The sequence below is a fragment of the Microbacterium sp. CGR1 genome (assembly GCF_001266755.1).
GTDB lineage: Bacteria > Actinomycetota > Actinomycetes > Actinomycetales > Microbacteriaceae > Microbacterium.
This window is the reverse complement of record NZ_CP012299.1, coordinates 2,656,531-2,672,155: the sequence shown is the minus strand read 5'-3', so window position 1 is coordinate 2,672,155 and position 15,625 is coordinate 2,656,531. Positions and strand designations below refer to the sequence as shown.

The 15,625-nt window shown below is 68.4% G+C and carries 16 protein-coding genes; 7 read left to right on the top strand and 9 right to left on the bottom strand.

The window, feature by feature from the left end; genetic code table 11:
• Window positions 1-59 precede the first annotated feature (59 nt).
• Entirely contained in the window at window positions 60-1,310 is a 1,251-nt protein-coding gene (locus AKG07_RS12955; RefSeq protein ID WP_082298064.1) for an MFS transporter, read from the top strand.
• A gap of 1 nt (window position 1,311) precedes the next feature.
• Here AKG07_RS12955 and AKG07_RS12950 read toward each other — a convergent pair whose 3' ends face one another.
• A complete protein-coding gene (locus tag AKG07_RS12950; RefSeq protein ID WP_053098299.1) occupies window positions 1,312-1,638 on the bottom strand; it encodes a hypothetical protein in 327 nt (108 codons plus the stop codon).
• 147 nt (window positions 1,639-1,785) lie between these two features.
• Here AKG07_RS12950 and nucS point away from each other — a divergent pair, with 147 nt between their 5' ends.
• The gene (gene nucS, locus AKG07_RS12945) at window positions 1,786-2,481 is read left to right on the top strand and encodes an endonuclease NucS (RefSeq protein WP_053098298.1); all 696 of its coding nucleotides are present in this window, start codon (window positions 1,786-1,788) and stop codon (window positions 2,479-2,481) included.
• 63 nt (window positions 2,482-2,544) lie between these two features.
• Window positions 2,545-3,210 carry an HAD hydrolase-like protein gene (locus AKG07_RS12940; RefSeq protein ID WP_053098297.1) on the top strand — a complete coding sequence of 222 codons (666 nt, stop codon included), beginning with the start codon at window positions 2,545-2,547 and terminating at the stop codon, window positions 3,208-3,210.
• A 116-nt stretch (window positions 3,211-3,326) separates the two neighbouring features.
• Here AKG07_RS12940 and AKG07_RS12935 read toward each other — a convergent pair whose 3' ends face one another.
• Window positions 3,327-3,533 carry a cold-shock protein gene (locus AKG07_RS12935; RefSeq protein WP_042540947.1) on the bottom strand — a complete coding sequence of 69 codons (207 nt, stop codon included), beginning with the start codon at window positions 3,531-3,533 and terminating at the stop codon, window positions 3,327-3,329.
• A 542-nt stretch (window positions 3,534-4,075) separates the two neighbouring features.
• Between AKG07_RS12935 and AKG07_RS12930 the strand changes: the two genes are divergently transcribed.
• Window positions 4,076-4,894: a shikimate 5-dehydrogenase gene (locus tag AKG07_RS12930; RefSeq protein WP_171821965.1), complete on the top strand. Its 819-nt coding sequence runs from the start codon at window positions 4,076-4,078 to the stop codon at window positions 4,892-4,894.
• A 30-nt stretch (window positions 4,895-4,924) separates the two neighbouring features.
• On the opposite strand, the gene AKG07_RS12925 is transcribed toward AKG07_RS12930, so the two are convergent.
• Together AKG07_RS12925 and AKG07_RS12920 are read right to left on the bottom strand one after the other, a co-directional pair.
• Complete coding sequence (locus tag AKG07_RS12925; RefSeq protein WP_053098296.1) at window positions 4,925-5,758, bottom strand: aldo/keto reductase; 834 nt, start codon at window positions 5,756-5,758, stop codon at window positions 4,925-4,927.
• A 35-nt stretch (window positions 5,759-5,793) separates the two neighbouring features.
• Window positions 5,794-6,981 carry an MFS transporter gene (locus AKG07_RS12920; RefSeq protein WP_053098295.1) on the bottom strand — a complete coding sequence of 396 codons (1,188 nt, stop codon included), beginning with the start codon at window positions 6,979-6,981 and terminating at the stop codon, window positions 5,794-5,796.
• 114 nt (window positions 6,982-7,095) lie between these two features.
• On the opposite strand from AKG07_RS12920, the gene AKG07_RS12915 reads away from it, so the two are divergent.
• Window positions 7,096-7,545 (top strand): MarR family winged helix-turn-helix transcriptional regulator, encoded by a 450-nt coding sequence (locus AKG07_RS12915; protein WP_053098294.1) that lies wholly within the window; start codon window positions 7,096-7,098, stop codon window positions 7,543-7,545.
• 15 nt (window positions 7,546-7,560) lie between these two features.
• Here AKG07_RS12915 and AKG07_RS12910 read toward each other — a convergent pair whose 3' ends face one another.
• The 4 genes from AKG07_RS12910 to AKG07_RS12895 form a co-directional block, all read right to left on the bottom strand.
• On the bottom strand, window positions 7,561-9,906 hold the full coding sequence (locus tag AKG07_RS12910) for an FdhF/YdeP family oxidoreductase (protein ID WP_233277269.1): 2,346 nt from the start codon (window positions 9,904-9,906) through the stop codon (window positions 7,561-7,563).
• Window positions 9,896-10,780: a formate dehydrogenase accessory sulfurtransferase FdhD gene (fdhD, locus tag AKG07_RS12905; protein ID WP_053098293.1), complete on the bottom strand. Its 885-nt coding sequence runs from the start codon at window positions 10,778-10,780 to the stop codon at window positions 9,896-9,898. The genes AKG07_RS12910 and fdhD overlap by 11 nt, the downstream gene beginning before the upstream one ends.
• A 66-nt stretch (window positions 10,781-10,846) precedes the next feature.
• Complete coding sequence (locus tag AKG07_RS12900) at window positions 10,847-11,524, bottom strand: ABC transporter ATP-binding protein (RefSeq protein WP_053098292.1); 678 nt, start codon at window positions 11,522-11,524, stop codon at window positions 10,847-10,849.
• The gene (locus AKG07_RS12895; RefSeq protein ID WP_053098291.1) at window positions 11,521-12,591 is read right to left on the bottom strand and encodes an ABC transporter permease; all 1,071 of its coding nucleotides are present in this window, start codon (window positions 12,589-12,591) and stop codon (window positions 11,521-11,523) included. The genes AKG07_RS12900 and AKG07_RS12895 overlap by 4 nt, the downstream gene beginning before the upstream one ends.
• 163 nt (window positions 12,592-12,754) lie before the next feature.
• Between AKG07_RS12895 and AKG07_RS12890 the strand changes: the two genes are divergently transcribed.
• Complete coding sequence (locus AKG07_RS12890) at window positions 12,755-13,939, top strand: sensor histidine kinase (RefSeq protein WP_053098290.1); 1,185 nt, start codon at window positions 12,755-12,757, stop codon at window positions 13,937-13,939.
• The gene (locus AKG07_RS12885; RefSeq protein ID WP_053098289.1) at window positions 13,936-14,562 is read left to right on the top strand and encodes a response regulator transcription factor; all 627 of its coding nucleotides are present in this window, start codon (window positions 13,936-13,938) and stop codon (window positions 14,560-14,562) included. The genes AKG07_RS12890 and AKG07_RS12885 overlap by 4 nt, the downstream gene beginning before the upstream one ends.
• A 55-nt stretch (window positions 14,563-14,617) precedes the next feature.
• Here the strand turns inward: AKG07_RS12885 and AKG07_RS12880 are convergent, their stop codons facing one another.
• Window positions 14,618-15,589, bottom strand: coding sequence for a LacI family DNA-binding transcriptional regulator (locus AKG07_RS12880; RefSeq protein WP_053098288.1), 972 nt, complete (start codon window positions 15,587-15,589; stop codon window positions 14,618-14,620).
• Between the last annotated feature and the right edge of the window lie 36 nt (window positions 15,590-15,625).

Sequence of the window (15,625 nt, the reverse complement as noted above, 5' to 3'; positions counted from 1 at the left end):
ACTCCGAGGATAGCTCCCCGGCTTCCCGATCATCGAATCGATTCGATATGCTGATCCGCATGGACACGGCTCTCTCCCGATCGCAGTACGTGCGCTGGCGCACCGCGATCTTCGCGATCTTCCTCGCCAGCGGTCTCTCGATCGCGACCTGGGCGTCCCGTGTCCCCGACATCAAGCTCGCCCTCGAGGTCGACAAGGCTCAGGTGGGCATGCTGCTGCTCGGCGCGGGCATCGCCTCGATCATCGGCATCTCGACCAGCCCCGCGATCATGGCACGCACCGGCGCGCGCCTCGGCATGATGGTGTCGATCTTCACCTTCGCCTCGGGCGTGGCCCTCATCGGCATCGGCGCCAACGTCCTCGGCTCGTACTCCGTGGTGCTGATCGGTCTCGTGCTGTTCGGACTCGGCAACGGCTGCGTCGACGTCATGATGAACGTCGAGGCCACCGCGATCGAGCAGCACTCGGGCAAGACGATCCTGCCCCTCTTCCACGCCTTCTTCAGCTTCGGCACCGTGATCGGCGCCGGGCTCGGGGCGCTTGCCGCACAGCTGCACATCGACGTCTTCACCCATACGCTCGTGATCGCCGTCGCGATCGCCGCCATCGGCATCGCCAGCATCGCGAACGTGCCGCGACGCGAAGAGGCGCTCGACCCCGCGGCAGACGACGCAGAGAAGCCGCACTGGCGGGAACGGATGCACGTCGCGATGTCCGCCTGGCGCGAACCGCGCACCTATGCGATCGGCGTCGTCATGCTCGGCATGTCGTTCGCAGAGGGCGGTGCCAACGACTGGCTCGCCCTCGGCGTCGCCGAAGACCACGGAGGCGGTACCGCACTGGGCGCCGCCGCGCTCGCGACGTTCTCGGTCGCGATGACCGTCGTCCGCGTCTTCGGAGGCCCCCTGGTCGACAGGTTCGGCCGCGTCGCCGTGCTGCGCATCCTCGCGGTTGCCGCCGCATCCGGCATCCTGCTCTTCATCCTCGCCCCCAGCCTTCCTCTCGTCTTCGTGGGCGCAGCGCTGTGGGGCGTCGGCGCTTCTCTCGGCTTCCCGCTCGGTATGTCCGCCGCCGCAGACGACCCCGCTAAGGCGGCCGCGCGAGTGAGCGCAGCCGCGACGATCGGCTACATCTCGTTCCTGGGCGGCCCGCCCGTGCTCGGCTTCATCAGCGAGCACATCGGACTGCTCAACACGCTCTACATCCTCGTCGGCCTGGTTGTGTTGTCCGGCCTGTTCTCGGGTGCCGCGCGCCCGCTCCGCAAGGACGAGATGTCGACGCCGCCGGTCAGCGCGAAGTCAGCCTCGTAGATCAGCGGGCGACAAGCAGACGTGGCGCCGGGCCTTCGAGTCGGGCGATGGCGATCTTCACCTCTCCGAGCTCGACGTCCACCTTCTCGAACCTCGCATCCATGCGCTGCTCGACCTTCTCGAACCGCGCATCCATGCGCTGCTCGAACTTCTCGAACCGCGCATCCATACGCTGCTCGACCTTCTCGAACCGCGCATCCATACGCTGCTCGAACATCTCGAACCGCGTATCCGTGCGCGTGATCATCCATCCGAAGCCTGCGGCAAGCCCCAGCAGCGTGGTCGCGACGGTCACGATCATGGTCACGAGCTCTATCGACACCGTCATCTCCTCATCCTTGACCTGTCCGCCCAGAATGTCAGGATCCAGTCCGATGGAATCGACGACGGGAGTCGATCCGCCGCAGATGTGGAAACTTCGGCGCTGATGCTGACATCAGCAGAACGAGTCGACCCGACGAAGTAGGCTCGACGGGTGCGTCTCGTCATCGCCCGCTGCTCCGTGGACTACACGGGCCGCCTCAATGCCCACCTCCCGCTCGCCACGCGTCTGCTCGTGCACAAGGGAGACGGGAGTCTGCTCGTGCACTCCGACGGCGGCAGCTACAAGCCGCTGAACTGGATGAGCCCGCCGTGCTCCCTGGCGGTCGAGGAACCCGGCGAGGAGGAGTCCATCGCCGGCGTCACCGAAGTATGGCGAGTGACGCACAAGAAGACCGGCGACGCGCTCCGGGTGCAGATCTACGAAATCCTGCACGACACCAACCACGACCTCGGCGTCGACCCCGGTCTGCAGAAGGACGGCGTCGAAGCCGATCTGCAGCGCCTGCTCGCCGAGCAGGTCGAGCGCATCTCCGACGGCGCGACCCTGGTGCGCCGCGAGTACCCGACCGCGATCGGTCCCGTCGACCTGCTCGTGAGGGATGCCGCCGGCGCGGCGATCGCTGTCGAGATCAAGCGGCGCGGAGACATCGACGGCGTCGAGCAGCTCACCCGCTATCTCGAGCTGCTGGGCCGCGACCCGCACCTCGCGCCGGTGCAGGGCGTGTTCGCCGCGCAGGAGATCAAGCCGCAGGCGCGGGTGCTCGCCGAGGACCGCGGCATCCGCTGCCTCGTGCTCGACTACGACGACATGAAGGGCATCGAGTCCGGCATCCCCCGCCTGTTCTGAGGCCACCTGCACAGATGTCCACCGCGGTCGGTCGCGTCGTGCACTGCCCATAGGCTGGAAGGTATGGCTTCTTCCCCCTATTCGTGCGTGCTCTGGGACGTCGACGGCACGATCGCCGACGCGTCGGTCGGCATCCTGCGCCGTCTGAACGTCGCCCTCACGCACTTCGGTCACCCTGCTCCCACGCGCGAACAGCTCGTGCACTGGATCGGGCCGCCCATGTTCGAGTCGTTTCAGGCGCAGGCGGCGATGACCCCCGAGCAGGCGACCGAGGCGGTCACCTTCTATCGGACACTCGGCAAGGCCGACGGATACACGACCGATGTCGCGACCTACCCGGGCGTGCCCGAGATCATCCGCGATCTGCACGCGGCAGGGGTGCCTCAGGCGACCGCCAGCTCGAAGCCCGAGATCCAGGTCGATGCGATCGTCGACTTCTTCGAACTGCGCCCGTACTTCCTGACGACGGTCGGTGCGACGCCCGACGAGGCGACGCTCGCCTCGAAGACCGACATCGTCGCCGAGGCGCTGCGCCGTCTGGCCGAGCGCGGTGCAGACGTCTCACGCCCCGTGCTGGTCGGAGATCGCCATCACGACGTCGAGGGCGGCAACGCCAACGGAGTGCCGGTGATCTTCGTCGAGTGGGGCTTCAGCGACACGCACGAAGGCGATGAGGCCGCGTACCGCGCCGCATCCGCCGACGAACTGCGCGCGCTGCTGCTCCACTGATCTCGGCCGACCGGAGGCCACCCGGCCGGGGTATTCCGGCCGGAAAGCACAGAACTCCCCGCCGGGGGTCGCAACGAGTGCGGACCTCCGGTCGGGGAGTTCAATGACGTCCGCTCTCAGAGCGGACGGATGTTCTCAGCCTGCAGGCCCTTGGGGCCCTGCGCCACGTCGAACTCGACTCGCTGGTTCTCTTCAAGAGAGCGGTAGCCGGATGACTCGATGGCGGAGTAGTGCGCGAAAACGTCAGCGCCGCCGTCGTCGGGGGAGATGAAGCCGAAGCCCTTCTCCGAGTTGAACCACTTAACCGTGCCCTGGGTGCTCATGTACTGCCTGTTCTGCTGGAAAGAAGCCGACGCAGGATGCCCCGACGTGCTCCACGCTAGTGGAGCACGCGCTGAGCGGAAGTCCTGATGTCAGCCCGTAACCCAAATGTTGCATGAGCGGTCGTCCGCGGTCACATGACAGGGCAGATGGAGACCCTCAGAAAATGGTGTGGCCCTCACCGCGGGGGGAGCGATGAGGGCCGAAGACGACCGGAGGGTGCGTCAGATTCCAGCCTAACCCCTCGCGCCTGCTTTTGTCCCCCATTTGGGGGACAGATTCGAAATTTGTGCGACGGAGACAAACGACAGCGGCCCTCTCGAGCAGTCCGTTGGGGACAGAACTACTCGAGAGGGCCCAATCGCATGCACGGATCGCCTTTGCCTCTGGGGAAGGCAGCCCGTCTCTGGGGAAGACGGAGACGATCAATCCCCTGTGCATGCACCTTCACCCTAGGGGAGTCCGTTCGATCCCGCCAAGGGGGGTTGACGATCGTCGTCATCGGTGGCAATGACGGGACGGACTGCGCGAGTAGCCTGGTGCGGTGACCATGCTGAACAAGGACATGACCCTGTGCATCTCGCTGTCTGCACGCCCGAGCAACAACGGCACGCGATTCCACAACTTCCTCTACGAGGAGCTGGGCCTGAACTGGATCTACAAGGCCTTCGCCCCGACCGACCTCGGCCAGGCGATCGCCGGCGTGCGCGGTCTCGGCATCCGCGGGTGCGCGATCTCGATGCCGTTCAAGGAAGACGTCATCGCGCTCGTCGACCGCATGGACCCTTCCGCGACGGCTATCGACTCGGTGAACACGATCGTGAACGACGACGGGGTGCTCACCGCTTACAACACGGACTACAGCGCGATCGCCCAGCTGATCGAGCGCAACTCCCTCGACCCTGCATCATCGGTGCTGCTGCGGGGCTCAGGCGGGATGGCCAAGGCCACCGCCGCCGCCTTCCGTGACGCCGGATTCAGCCGCGTCACGATCGCGGCCCGCAACGAAGCGCGCGGTCGAGGGCTGGCCGACCTCTACGGCTTCGCCTGGACGGCGGATGCGGATGCCGCCAACGCCGACATCATCGTGAACATCACGCCGATCGGCATGGCGGGAGGCGCGGACGAGCACGCGCTGTCGTTCACCGAGGAGCAGATCGCGGCGGCATCCGTCGTGTTCGACGTCGTCGCCCTGCCGGCGGAGACGCCTCTGATCTCCGCCGGGCGCGCGGCCGGGAAGGCCGTCATCACGGGCGCCGAGGTGGCGACCCTGCAGGCCCTCGAGCAGTTCGTGCTGTACACCGGCATCCGCCCCTCCACCGCTCAGGTGCGGGCGGCCGAGGAGTTCATGCGGGCGCAGTGACCACTGCGCCCGCAATCCGCCCCGAGGACCTCAGCCGTTGAACGCGGCGGGGTGGGGGCCGGTGCGACCGTCGCGCTCGAGGCGGTCGACCGCGGCCAGCTCGTCGTCGGCGAGCTCGAACCCGAACACGTCGAGGTTCTCGGCGATGCGAGCGGGGGTCACCGACTTGGGGATCACGACGCGTCCCTGCTGCAGGTGCCAACGCAGCACGATCTGGGCCGGCGTCCGCTCGTGTCGCTCCGCGATCTCGACGACCGAGCGATCGGAGAGCACGGCGCCCTGGGCGAGCGGGCTCCATGCTTCGGTGAGGATCCCCCGCTGAGCGTTCGCCTCGGCGACCGCGCGGTTCTGCAGGGCCGGGTGGAGCTCGACCTGGTTGACGGCGGGCACGACGCCACCCTCGGAGGCGATGCGCGCGAGGTGCTCGGGTTCGAAGTTCGAGACGCCGATGGCTCGTACGCGCCCGTCCGCGTAGAGGCTCTCGAGCGCACGCCAGGTCTCGGGGTACGTCGCCAGAGCGGGCGTCGGCCAGTGGATCAGGTACAGGTCGAGGTGATCGAGGCCGAGCCGTTCGAGGGACGCGTCGTATGCGCGCAGGGCCGCGTCGTATCCGTGGTCGGAGATCCATACCTTCGACGTCACGAACAGCTCGTCGCGAGGGATGCCCGACTCGGCGATCGCACGCCCGACGCCGGCCTCGTTGCCGTAGATCGCCGCGGTGTCGATGCTGCGGTACCCGGCGTCGAGGGCGGCAGCGACGGCGGCCGTGGTCTCGGCATCCGGCACCTGGAACACGCCGTATCCGAGCTGGGGCATCTCGATGCCGTTGTTCAGGGTGAGTGTGGGGACGATGGGAGCGTTCATGCTCGTGCTTCTTTCTCTCTCTGCGAATCGGGTGGTCACGCGGCGACGGTCTGCAGCGTGCCGGTGGGGGCGGGCGACGGCTTCCTGGCTGCGACCACGGCGATCACCATGACGACCAGGGCGGATGCGGTGATCGCGGCCCCGATCCAGATCGGCGAGGTGTAGCCGAGCCCTGCGGCGATGCCGAGGCCGCCCGCCCAGGCGCCGAGGGCGTTGCCCACGTTGAAGGCGCCGATGTTGGCGCCGGAGGCGAGGGTCGGTGCACCGCCGGCGTAGTGCATGACGCGGCTCTGGAGCCCCGGAACCGTGCCGAATCCGAACGCGCCCATCAGAACGAGGATCGCGATGGTCACGGGCTGCGACCAGGCGAAGAAGCCGAACAGCACGAGCACGACGACCAGAGCCGCGATGAAGATCAGCAGCGTGCGGTCGATCGATCGGTCGGCCAGGCGTCCGCCGATCCAGTTGCCCGCGACGAGCCCGGCGCCGAAGAGCACGAGCAGCCACGGCACCGTGGTGTCTGCGAAGCCCGTGACCCCGGTGAGCGTGTAGGCGATGTAGGTGAAGGCGCCGAACATGCCGCCGAAGGCGAGCGCGGTGACGATGAGTGACAGCCACACCTGTCCCGACCGGAAGGCCCGGAGCTCGCTGCGCAGACTCACCTGCTGGCCTGCTGTCTTCGGTGCCGTGACCAGCAGAGCGATGCCCGCGAAGGCGACGATGCCGATGGCGGAGATGACCCAGAACGTCGACCGCCAGCCGAACTGCTGCCCGAGGAAGGTTCCGAACGGAACACCGAACACGTTCGCCGCTGTGAGACCGGTGAACATGATCGCGATCGCCCGCGCCTTCTTCTCGGGGGCGACGAGGTCGGCGGCGACGACGGATCCGATGCCGAAGAACGCTCCATGGCACAGCGCCGCGACGATGCGTCCGATCATGGCGGTCGTGTAGTCGGGGGCGAGGGCGGTGATCGCATTACCGACGATGAACAGCACGACGAGGCCGAGCAGCACCGGTTTGCGGGGCAGACGGGTCGTTGCGGCGGTGAGGCCGAGTGCACCGACGACCACGCTGAGCGCGTAGCCCGAGATGAGCCAGCCGGCCGTGGCCTCGGTGACCCCGAAGTCCGCGGCGACGTCGGGGAGGAGCCCCATGATCACGAACTCGGTGAGTCCGATCCCGAAGGCGCCGATGGCGAGTGCGATGAGTCCGAGTGGCATGGGTGTGCTCCGTGGTCCTCTGCTAAAGTAGTTGCAGACGCGGGATATTGCGTCACGAGGGATAATCATTGCACACGCAACTATCCCGCGCAAGCAACTACTTCGGAGGTCACTGTGGGCATCTCAGACGACGCTGTCGAGATCCGGGCACGCGGCTGGCGAACGCTCGCCGCTCTGCACGGGATCATCGAGGCCGACCTCGAGAAGGCACTGGGCGCATCCGTCGGCCTGTCCGTCGTCGAGTACACGGTGCTCGACGCCCTCAGCAGACAGGACGGTTGGCACATGCGCATGCAGCAGCTCGCCCGCGCGACCGCGCTGAGCCCGAGCGCCACGACGCGTCTCGTGACACGGCTCGAAGACCGCGGGCTGCTCACCCGCATCCTCTGCGCCGACGACCGTCGGGGCATCTACACCGAGCTCACCCCGGCCGGCCTGGCGCTCTACGAGAACGCGCATCCGATCCACGACGAGACCCTCGAGCGTGCTCTCGGCGAGGCGGTCACGCAGCCCGAGCTGGCCCCCGTCGTGCACGCGCTTCAGTCAGTGACCGCCGAGGCCTGAGTCAGGCGAGCGCCCTCACGCGCTCGCGCGCGAGACCGTCACCTGGATGCTCTTCATCAGCGGCTGGTCGCTCTGGACGCTGAAGTCCTTGCGACCGATCAGCACGTTCATCTCCGGCATGTACCCGGCGGCGCTGCCGCGCGGCAGGTCGTACGGAACCGCGCGGAACGCCTTCAGCATCCGCGTCGAACCGTCTTTCGACGTCGACACGATGTCGACCGGATCGCCCTCGACGAGGCCGCGATCGCGCATGTCGTCCTCATGCAGGAAGACGAGCTCGCGCAGGTTCTTGACGCCTCGGTACCGGTCGTCGTTGGAGTAGATCGTGGTGTTCCACTGGTCGTGCGAGCGCACCGTCTGCAGCACGAGGGTGTCGGCGGACTCGGGGATGACGTTCGGCAGTGGAGCCAGGGAGAATTCGGCACGGCCCGACGGCGTCTCGAACACGCGGTCCCTGGCGGGCTGCGGAATGCGGAACCCGTGCCGGTCGCGGATCAGGTCGTTGAAGCCCTCGAACCCCGGCAGCACCTTCGCCATCACATCGCGGATGTTGTCGTAGTCGCCGACGTACCAATCCCAGGGCGTCGCCGTGTGCGGCAGGGTCGCCTTCGCGATGCCGGCGATGATCGCCGGCTCCGACCTCAGATAGGCGGATGCCGGCTGCTTGCGTCCCCTCGAGAGGTGCACCATGCTCATCGCATCCTCGACGGTGACGCCCTGCGGGCCCTGCGCCTGCTGGTCACGCTCGGTGCGGCCGAGACACGGCAGGATCAGGGCCTTCTCGCCATGCACGAGATGGCTGCGGTTCAGCTTCGTGCTCACCTGCACCGTCAGGCGGCACTTCTCGAGCCCCTGCGCGGTGAACGGGGTGTCGGGCGCAGCGAGCACGAAGTTGCCGCCCATGCCGACGAACACCTTCACGCGCCGGTCATGCATCGCCTCGATCGTGCGGACGGTGTCGAGCCCCGGATGCCGCGGCGGCTCGATGCGACAGACCTCCGCGAGGCGGTCGAGCCACGCCTCCGTCGGCCGGTGATCGATGCCGCAGGTGCGGTTGCCCTGCACGTTGCTGTGTCCGCGGATCGGCGACGGGCCGGCCCCCTTGCGGCCGATGTTGCCGCGCAGGAGCAGCAGATTGACGATCTCGCGCACCGTGTCGACGCCGTGCTCGTGCTGACTCACGCCGAGGCACCAGCTGATGATCGTGCGCTCCGAGGCCAGATAGACCGCAGCGGCGGCGCGGATCTGCTCTTCCGTGAGGCCGGACTGAACGACGAGATCTGCCCAGCTCGTGGCGTCGACCAGTGCGCGGTACTCGTCGATGCCGTTCGTGAGGGTGCTGAGGAACTCGCTGTCCAGCACCGACGGGTCGGTGGCGGCGGCTTCGAAGACGACCTTCGACATGCCGCGGATCAGCGCCAGATCGCCCCCCGGGCGCACCTGCAGGTTCATGGTGCTCGTGTCCGTCGCCGCGAAGCGCGCCATGTCGACGAAGTCGTGCGGCACGATCGTCCGGGTCGCCCCGGCCTCGACGAGCGGGTTGACGTGCACGACCTGCGCGCCGCGCTTCACGGCATCCGAGAGCGCGGTGAGCATGCGGGGAGCATTGGATGCCGCGTTCACGCCCAGCACGAAGAGGGCGTCGCAGTCGTCCCAGTCGTGCATGTCGACAGTGCCCTTGCCGGTCGCGATCGACGCCTTGAGCGCGCGTCCGGAGGCCTCGTGGCACATGTTCGAGCAGTCGGGCAGGTTGTTGGTGCCGTACTCGCGCACCATCAGCTGATACAGGAAGGTCGCCTCGTTGCTCAGACGCCCCGAGGTGTAGAACGCGGCCTCGTCGGGACTGTCGAGCGCCTGCAGCTCGTCGCCGACGAGCGCGAAGGCGTCGTCCCACGAGATCGGCACGTAGTGATCGGTGCCGGCGTCGTAGACCATCGGCTCGGTGAGACGACCCTGGTCCTCCAGGTCGAAATCGGGCCACGTCGCGAGCTCGGTGACCGAATGCTCGGCGAAGAACCGGCGGTCGACGCGCTTGCGCGTCATCTCCCACGTGACGTGCTTGATGCCGTTCTCGCAGATGTCGAGCTTCAGATTGCCCGGGTCGTCCGGCCACGCGCATCCGGGGCAGTCGTAGCCCGACACGGGGTGGTTCATCTGCAGCATCGCGAGCGGTCCGGCGATGGGCTCTCGCTGATCCAGCACCACCCGCCCCACCGACACGGCGGCTCCCCACCCGGCGGCCGGATGCCGGTACGGCTTGCGCGACCACGGTCGATCGGTGCGAGGGCCGTATCCGCCCTGACGCGGCTCGGCGGGCATCAGCCCGAACGCGGTGCCGATGGGTCCCTGGCTATCGAGCATGGCGTGCCCCTTCTTCGGCGTGCGCAGACGGTGCGAGCCCGTCGAGGCGCACCCGATGCGCGTGCGAATAGATGTTCATCGAACGCCCTCGGACGAACCCGATGAGCGTCACCCCGGCCTCCTCGGCGAGCTCGGCGGCGAGAGACGAGGGGGCCGAGACGGCACTGAGCAGGGGGATGCCGGCCATCGCGGCCTTCTGCACCAGTTCGAAGCTCGCCCTGCCCGAGACCTGGAGGATCTGCCGACGCAGGGGAAGCCGGTCGTTCAGCAGCGCCCACCCCACCACCTTGTCGACGGCGTTGTGACGCCCGACGTCTTCGCGCAGCACGAGCAGTTCACCCGAGTCGGCGTCGAACAGCGCGGCGGCGTGCAGACCACCGGTCTTGTCGAACGCCGCCTGCTCGGCGCGCAGCCGATCAGGGAACGACGCGATCTGCTCGGCCCCGACCTGGACATCGTCGACGGACACCGGATGCCGCGACACCGTGCGGACGGCGTCGATGCTGGCCTTGCCGCAGACCCCGCAGGAGCTGGTCGTGTAGAAGCGCCGAGCGGCCTCGGGGTCGGGAAGCGCGACGCCGTGAGCGAGGCCGATGTCGAGCACGTTGTAGGTGTTCTCCTGTCCACCGGTGCCGGGGCCACCGCAGTGGATCGCCGAATGGAAGTCTTCGGCCTGGGCGATGATCCCCTCGGACACGAGGAACCCCGCCGCGAGCTCGACGTCATGCCCCGGAGTGCGCATCGTGACGGCGAGCGGTGACCCTGCGACCCGGATCTCCAGGGGCTCCTCGACGGCGAGCGTGTCGGCACGCCGAGCGGCTCCCTCCCCGAGAGTGAGCTTCAGTATCGGTCTCCGCGTCGTGATCCGCCCCACACGAGCGAGCGTACTCCGCGGTAACAGGATCGCCTCATACCCATCTCACCCGGTCGCCGGGTCCGCCTACCGCGTGACGCGACCGTCCACGAGGTGCAGCACCCCGTGCATGCGCGGCAGGTGCACGAGGTCATGGGTGACGAGCAGCGTCGAGGTGTTGCGCTCATCGGTGAGTCGGAGGATGAGGTCGATGATCCTCGCTCCGCGCTCCTGGTCGAGAGCGCTGGTGGGCTCGTCGACCAGAAGCACGCTCGGATCGTTCATGAGCGCTCGCGAGATGTTCACTCGCTGACGCTGTCCGCCGGAGAGCTGGTGCGGCCTCTTGTGACCGTGCTCGGCGAGGCCGACCGCGGCGAGCAGCTCATCCGCACGGGATGCCGCGGCGGCGCGATCGCGGCGGCTGCGCGGCGCACCGAGCTCGTTCATGACGCTCAGCTGCTCTCGGGCCGTCAGAGAGGGGATGAGGTTGGGCTGCTGGAAGACGATCCCGATCCGGTCCCGCCGCAGACGCGTCGCCTCGGCCGGACTGAGGGCCGTGACGTCGTTCCCGTCGATGAGGATCTCGCCGGAATCCGGACGCAGGAGGGTGCCGGCGACGGCGAGCAGACTGGACTTTCCCGAGCCGCTGGGTCCCGTGATACCGGTGACGGTTCCGGGGTGAGCCGTGAGTGAGACACCGTCCACGGCGGTCACCCGCGAGTCACCGTCGGGGAAGGTCAGAGTGATGTCGTTCAGACGGATCATCGGTTGCTCCCGAGGGCGGTGAGAGGGTCGGCGGAGGTGACGGAGCGCAGGGCGAAGGCGGCGCCTGCGAGACCGAGGGCGATCATGATGCCGCCCGGAAGGATAGTCGTGACAGGACTCAGCAGGAACGGGAGGGCGGTGCCCGCGAGCAGGCCGAGCGCGGTGACCAGGCTCAGCCCGATGCCGATGCCCGCCAGCAGGACGATCAGCGCCTGCCCCAACGCGTCTCGGATCAGGGAGCGCGTGCTCGCGCCGAGCGCTTTGAGGACGGCGACATCGCCCTTGCGCTGCATCGTCCAGACGGTGAAGAACGCCCCGATGACGAGTCCCGAGATGCCGAACAGCATGCCGACCATGAGCAGGAGCGATCCGATCTCGGAGCGGAAGGCGCTGAGTGCCGTCAGCGATCCGAGCGTCGTCTCGGAGATCGTGTCGTTCGCCGCATCCGCGGCATCCCAGTCGGGGGCTCCCGTGACAGCGAGGACCGTGGCGTAGGCGTCAGGGTTTCCGGTGGATGCCGAGTACGCCTGCCAATCCTGCAGGGTCATCTGCACGACCGGAGTGTGGCTGTACCAGGCATCTCCCTCGATCGACTCGACGTCGTAGGAGACGCCCGCGATCTCGATCTGCTCGCCGACCTTCGCGGCGAGCGCGTCCGCCGCGGGCACCGACAGGCGCAGCCGTCCGTTCTCGGAGGGGGCGGCAGCGTCGAAGCCGGGCTCGACACCGAACACCGCGATCGCGGCCCGGGTGTCGTCCGTCTCGGCGCGGGTCTGACTGATGCCGAGGGGGCGCGCGTCGGTCACCCCTGCCGTCTGCGCCCAGTCGTTCGCCTGCTGCTCGGTGATGGCGGAGTCCGCGAAACTGGCCGCACCGTCGCCGCCCGAGGGTGCGGAGAACACGATGCGGTCTGCGGGGAGCGCGAGCACGCCCGAGACGTTCTGGATGGCGAGGCCCCCCGTCAGTCCGCTGAGGAACCCGACGAGCAGGGTGATGAGGGCGACGACGGAGCCGATGAGGATGAATCGCCCCTTGGCGAAGCGGAGATCGCGTAACGCGACGAACATTGTGGTGCCTTTCCTGTCTCCGATGCGGTGACCATTCCACTTTCGCCGTCGGCCCATTCGACGTCATCGGCCACTCGACGAGCCTTTCGCACCCGGAGTGAGGACGCCTCGATCGTCCTTTCGGACGATGCCGCGGTGCGCTCGTCGGCGTAGAGTTCGAGCCATGGCGCATACCGCTCTGACCCCGGTGTTCGTGGGTCTGCGGACCGGTCTCCACGTCCTCTTCTTCGCCCTGACGGGGGTCGTCATCGCGCGGGCCGTGCTCGACCCGTCGGAGTCGAGCGCGTCCGCGATCGTCCTGGCGCTGATCGTCGGCGCGACGTATGCGTCGGGTGCGCTGCTCGCTCGTCTCTCCCGCGGACGACGGCTGACGTCACTGATCTGGCTCGCCCTGCTCTCGGCGGAGTGGTTGGGCCTGCTGTGGGTGAGCGCCGACGCCGCCTACCTCGTGTTCCCCCTGTTCTTCCTGTTCCTGCACCTTCTGGGGCGCTGGGCGGGATCGGCGGCGATACTGGCCGCGACGATCGTCGCCGTCTGCGCCCTCGGCATCCACGGCGGGTGGAGCGTCGGCGGCGTGGTCGGCCCGTTCGTCGGCGCCGGCGTCGCCCTCCTGATCGGCCTCGGCTACCAGGCCCTCGCGAGAGAGGCCCAGCAGCGTGAGGCGCTGGTCAGCGAACTGCTGGCGACCCGCGGACAGCTCGCCGCGCGCGAACACGAGTCGGGGGTCCTCGCGGAGCGCGCCCGGCTCGCCCGCGAGATCCACGACACACTCGCGCAGGGACTCTCCAGCATCCAGATGCTGCTGCACGCCGCGGAACGCGCCGATGACACCCGACCGGGCATCGAGCACATCCGGCTCGCGCGCGAGACGGCCGCCGCGAACCTCGTCGAGGCTCGGCGATTCATCCGTGAGCTGACCCCACCCCAGCTCGACGACCAGACCCTCGGCGGGGCGCTGCGCCGACTGGCGCGAACGCAGTGGGCGACGCAGGGACTCGACGTCCAGGTGCGGGTGTCCGACGCTGTCGTGCTGCCCATGCACCTGCAGACGGCGCTGCTGCGCATCACGCAGGGAGCCATCGCCAACGTCATCCAGCACGCTCACGCGACGACGGCGACGGTCACCATCGGCATCGAGAACGACCACCTGCGCTTTACGGTCGAAGATGACGGAGACGGATTCGACGCCGAGCTCCCTGCGCCGGGGACCGCTGAGAAGTCCGATTCCTTCGGTCTGCGCGCCACCGCCGAGCGAGTGGAGCAGCTCGGGGGAAGACTCGTGATCGGCACGGCATCCGGCCGGGGAACGACGCTCACCGTCGACCTCCCCCTCACGGAGTTCGTATGATCCGCCTCGTGATCGCCGACGACCACCCCATCGTCCGTGCCGGTCTCCATGCCCTGTTCAGCCTGGAACCGGATCTCGAGGTGGTCGCGGAGGCGGCCACGCCTGATGAAGCGGTCGCCTGCGCGGAGCGCGAGAACCCCGACGTGGTGTTGATGGACCTCCAGTTCGGCTCTCAGACGGCGACCACGGGTGTGGATGCGACGCGACGCATCCGGGCGCTCGAAGCGCCGCCCTACGTGCTCGTGCTCACGAACTACGACTCGGATGCCGACATCCTCGGCGCCGTCGAGGCCGGCGCGAGCGGATATCTGCTGAAGGACGCCCCGCCCCATGAGCTGACCGCCGCCGTGCGCGCGGCGGCCGCCGGAGAGAGTGCTCTCGCGCCCGTGATCGCCTCGCGATTGCTCGACCGGATGCGCGCGCCGCGCGTCAGCCTCAGCAGCCGCGAGATCGAGGTCCTCGAGCTCGTCGCCGCAGGGCGTTCGAACAGCGAGGTGGCAGAACAGCTCTTCGTCAGCGAGACGACCGTGAAGTCGCATCTCGCGCACATCTTCTCGAAGCTCGACGTCAGCTCACGCACCGCGGCCGTCTCGGCGGCCCGCCGAAAGGGCATTCTCCGCTGACACGGGCCGCACTCCGCGGTACTCACCTGTCGGACACGGTGCGACGGTGGGCGACTCAGCGGGAGTCGTCAAGCGGCGGAGCGGTCGACGCGCGCACGATCAGCTGCGACCCGAGGGTCACGACGTCGTCGATCGCGGTGCCGTTCATCGCCTGCAGAAGCAGGTCGACGGCGAGCGCGCCACTGCGTTCGATCGGCATCCGCACCGTCGTGAGCGCCGGGGTGACCGCACCCGCGAGGTCGATGTCATCGATGCCGACGATGCTGATGTCGGCGGGGCACCGCTTGCCCAGCTCGAGCAATCCGGCCTCGAGTCCCAGGGCGACGAGGTCGTTGTAGGCGATGACGGCCGTGGCGCCGCTCGCCGCCGCCGGTGCGGCTGCGGCCCGTCCGCCCTGAATGGACGCGGCATGGTGGCTGAGCCCGGTGAGACGGATGCCGTGGCGCTCGCACGCTCGCGCGACGGTGTCGGCGCGGCGCACATCGGCCCATGATCCGCGCGGACCGGCGGCGTAGGCGATGTGCGTGTGCCCGAGGGCGGCGAGGTGCTCGATCGCCTGCGCAGGTCCGTGCTCGGTGTCCATGAGCACGCACGGTGCGCCGTCGATCTGCCGGTTGACCACGACGTAGGGGGTGTCTCCGACGAGGTCGAGCACGTCGGCGTCGGGCAGACGGGGTGAGCACAGCAGCATGCCGTCGAGCTTTCGGGCCTGCTCGATCTGCTCGCGTTCGCGGCGCAGGTCCTCGTCGGCGTCGAAGAGCACGATGCGATGGCGTCCGTGCCATGCCTGCCCCTGGATCGCCTTGAGCAGAGTGGCGTAGACGGGGTTCGCGACGTCGGGCACGACGACCCCGAAGGTGCGCGTGGCGGTGGCCGACTGCGACGCCGCGTAACCGAGCTCCCCCGCCGCTTCGAGCACGCGGCCGAGGGTGTTCGGGGCGAGGCGATCGGGCTCCCCGAAAGCACGCGATGCGGTCGCGATGGACACGCCTGCGCGTCGTGCCACATCCGTCAGCGTCGCTGCCATGTCGTTCTCCCGCCCTCGCAGGCAATCCTACGATCC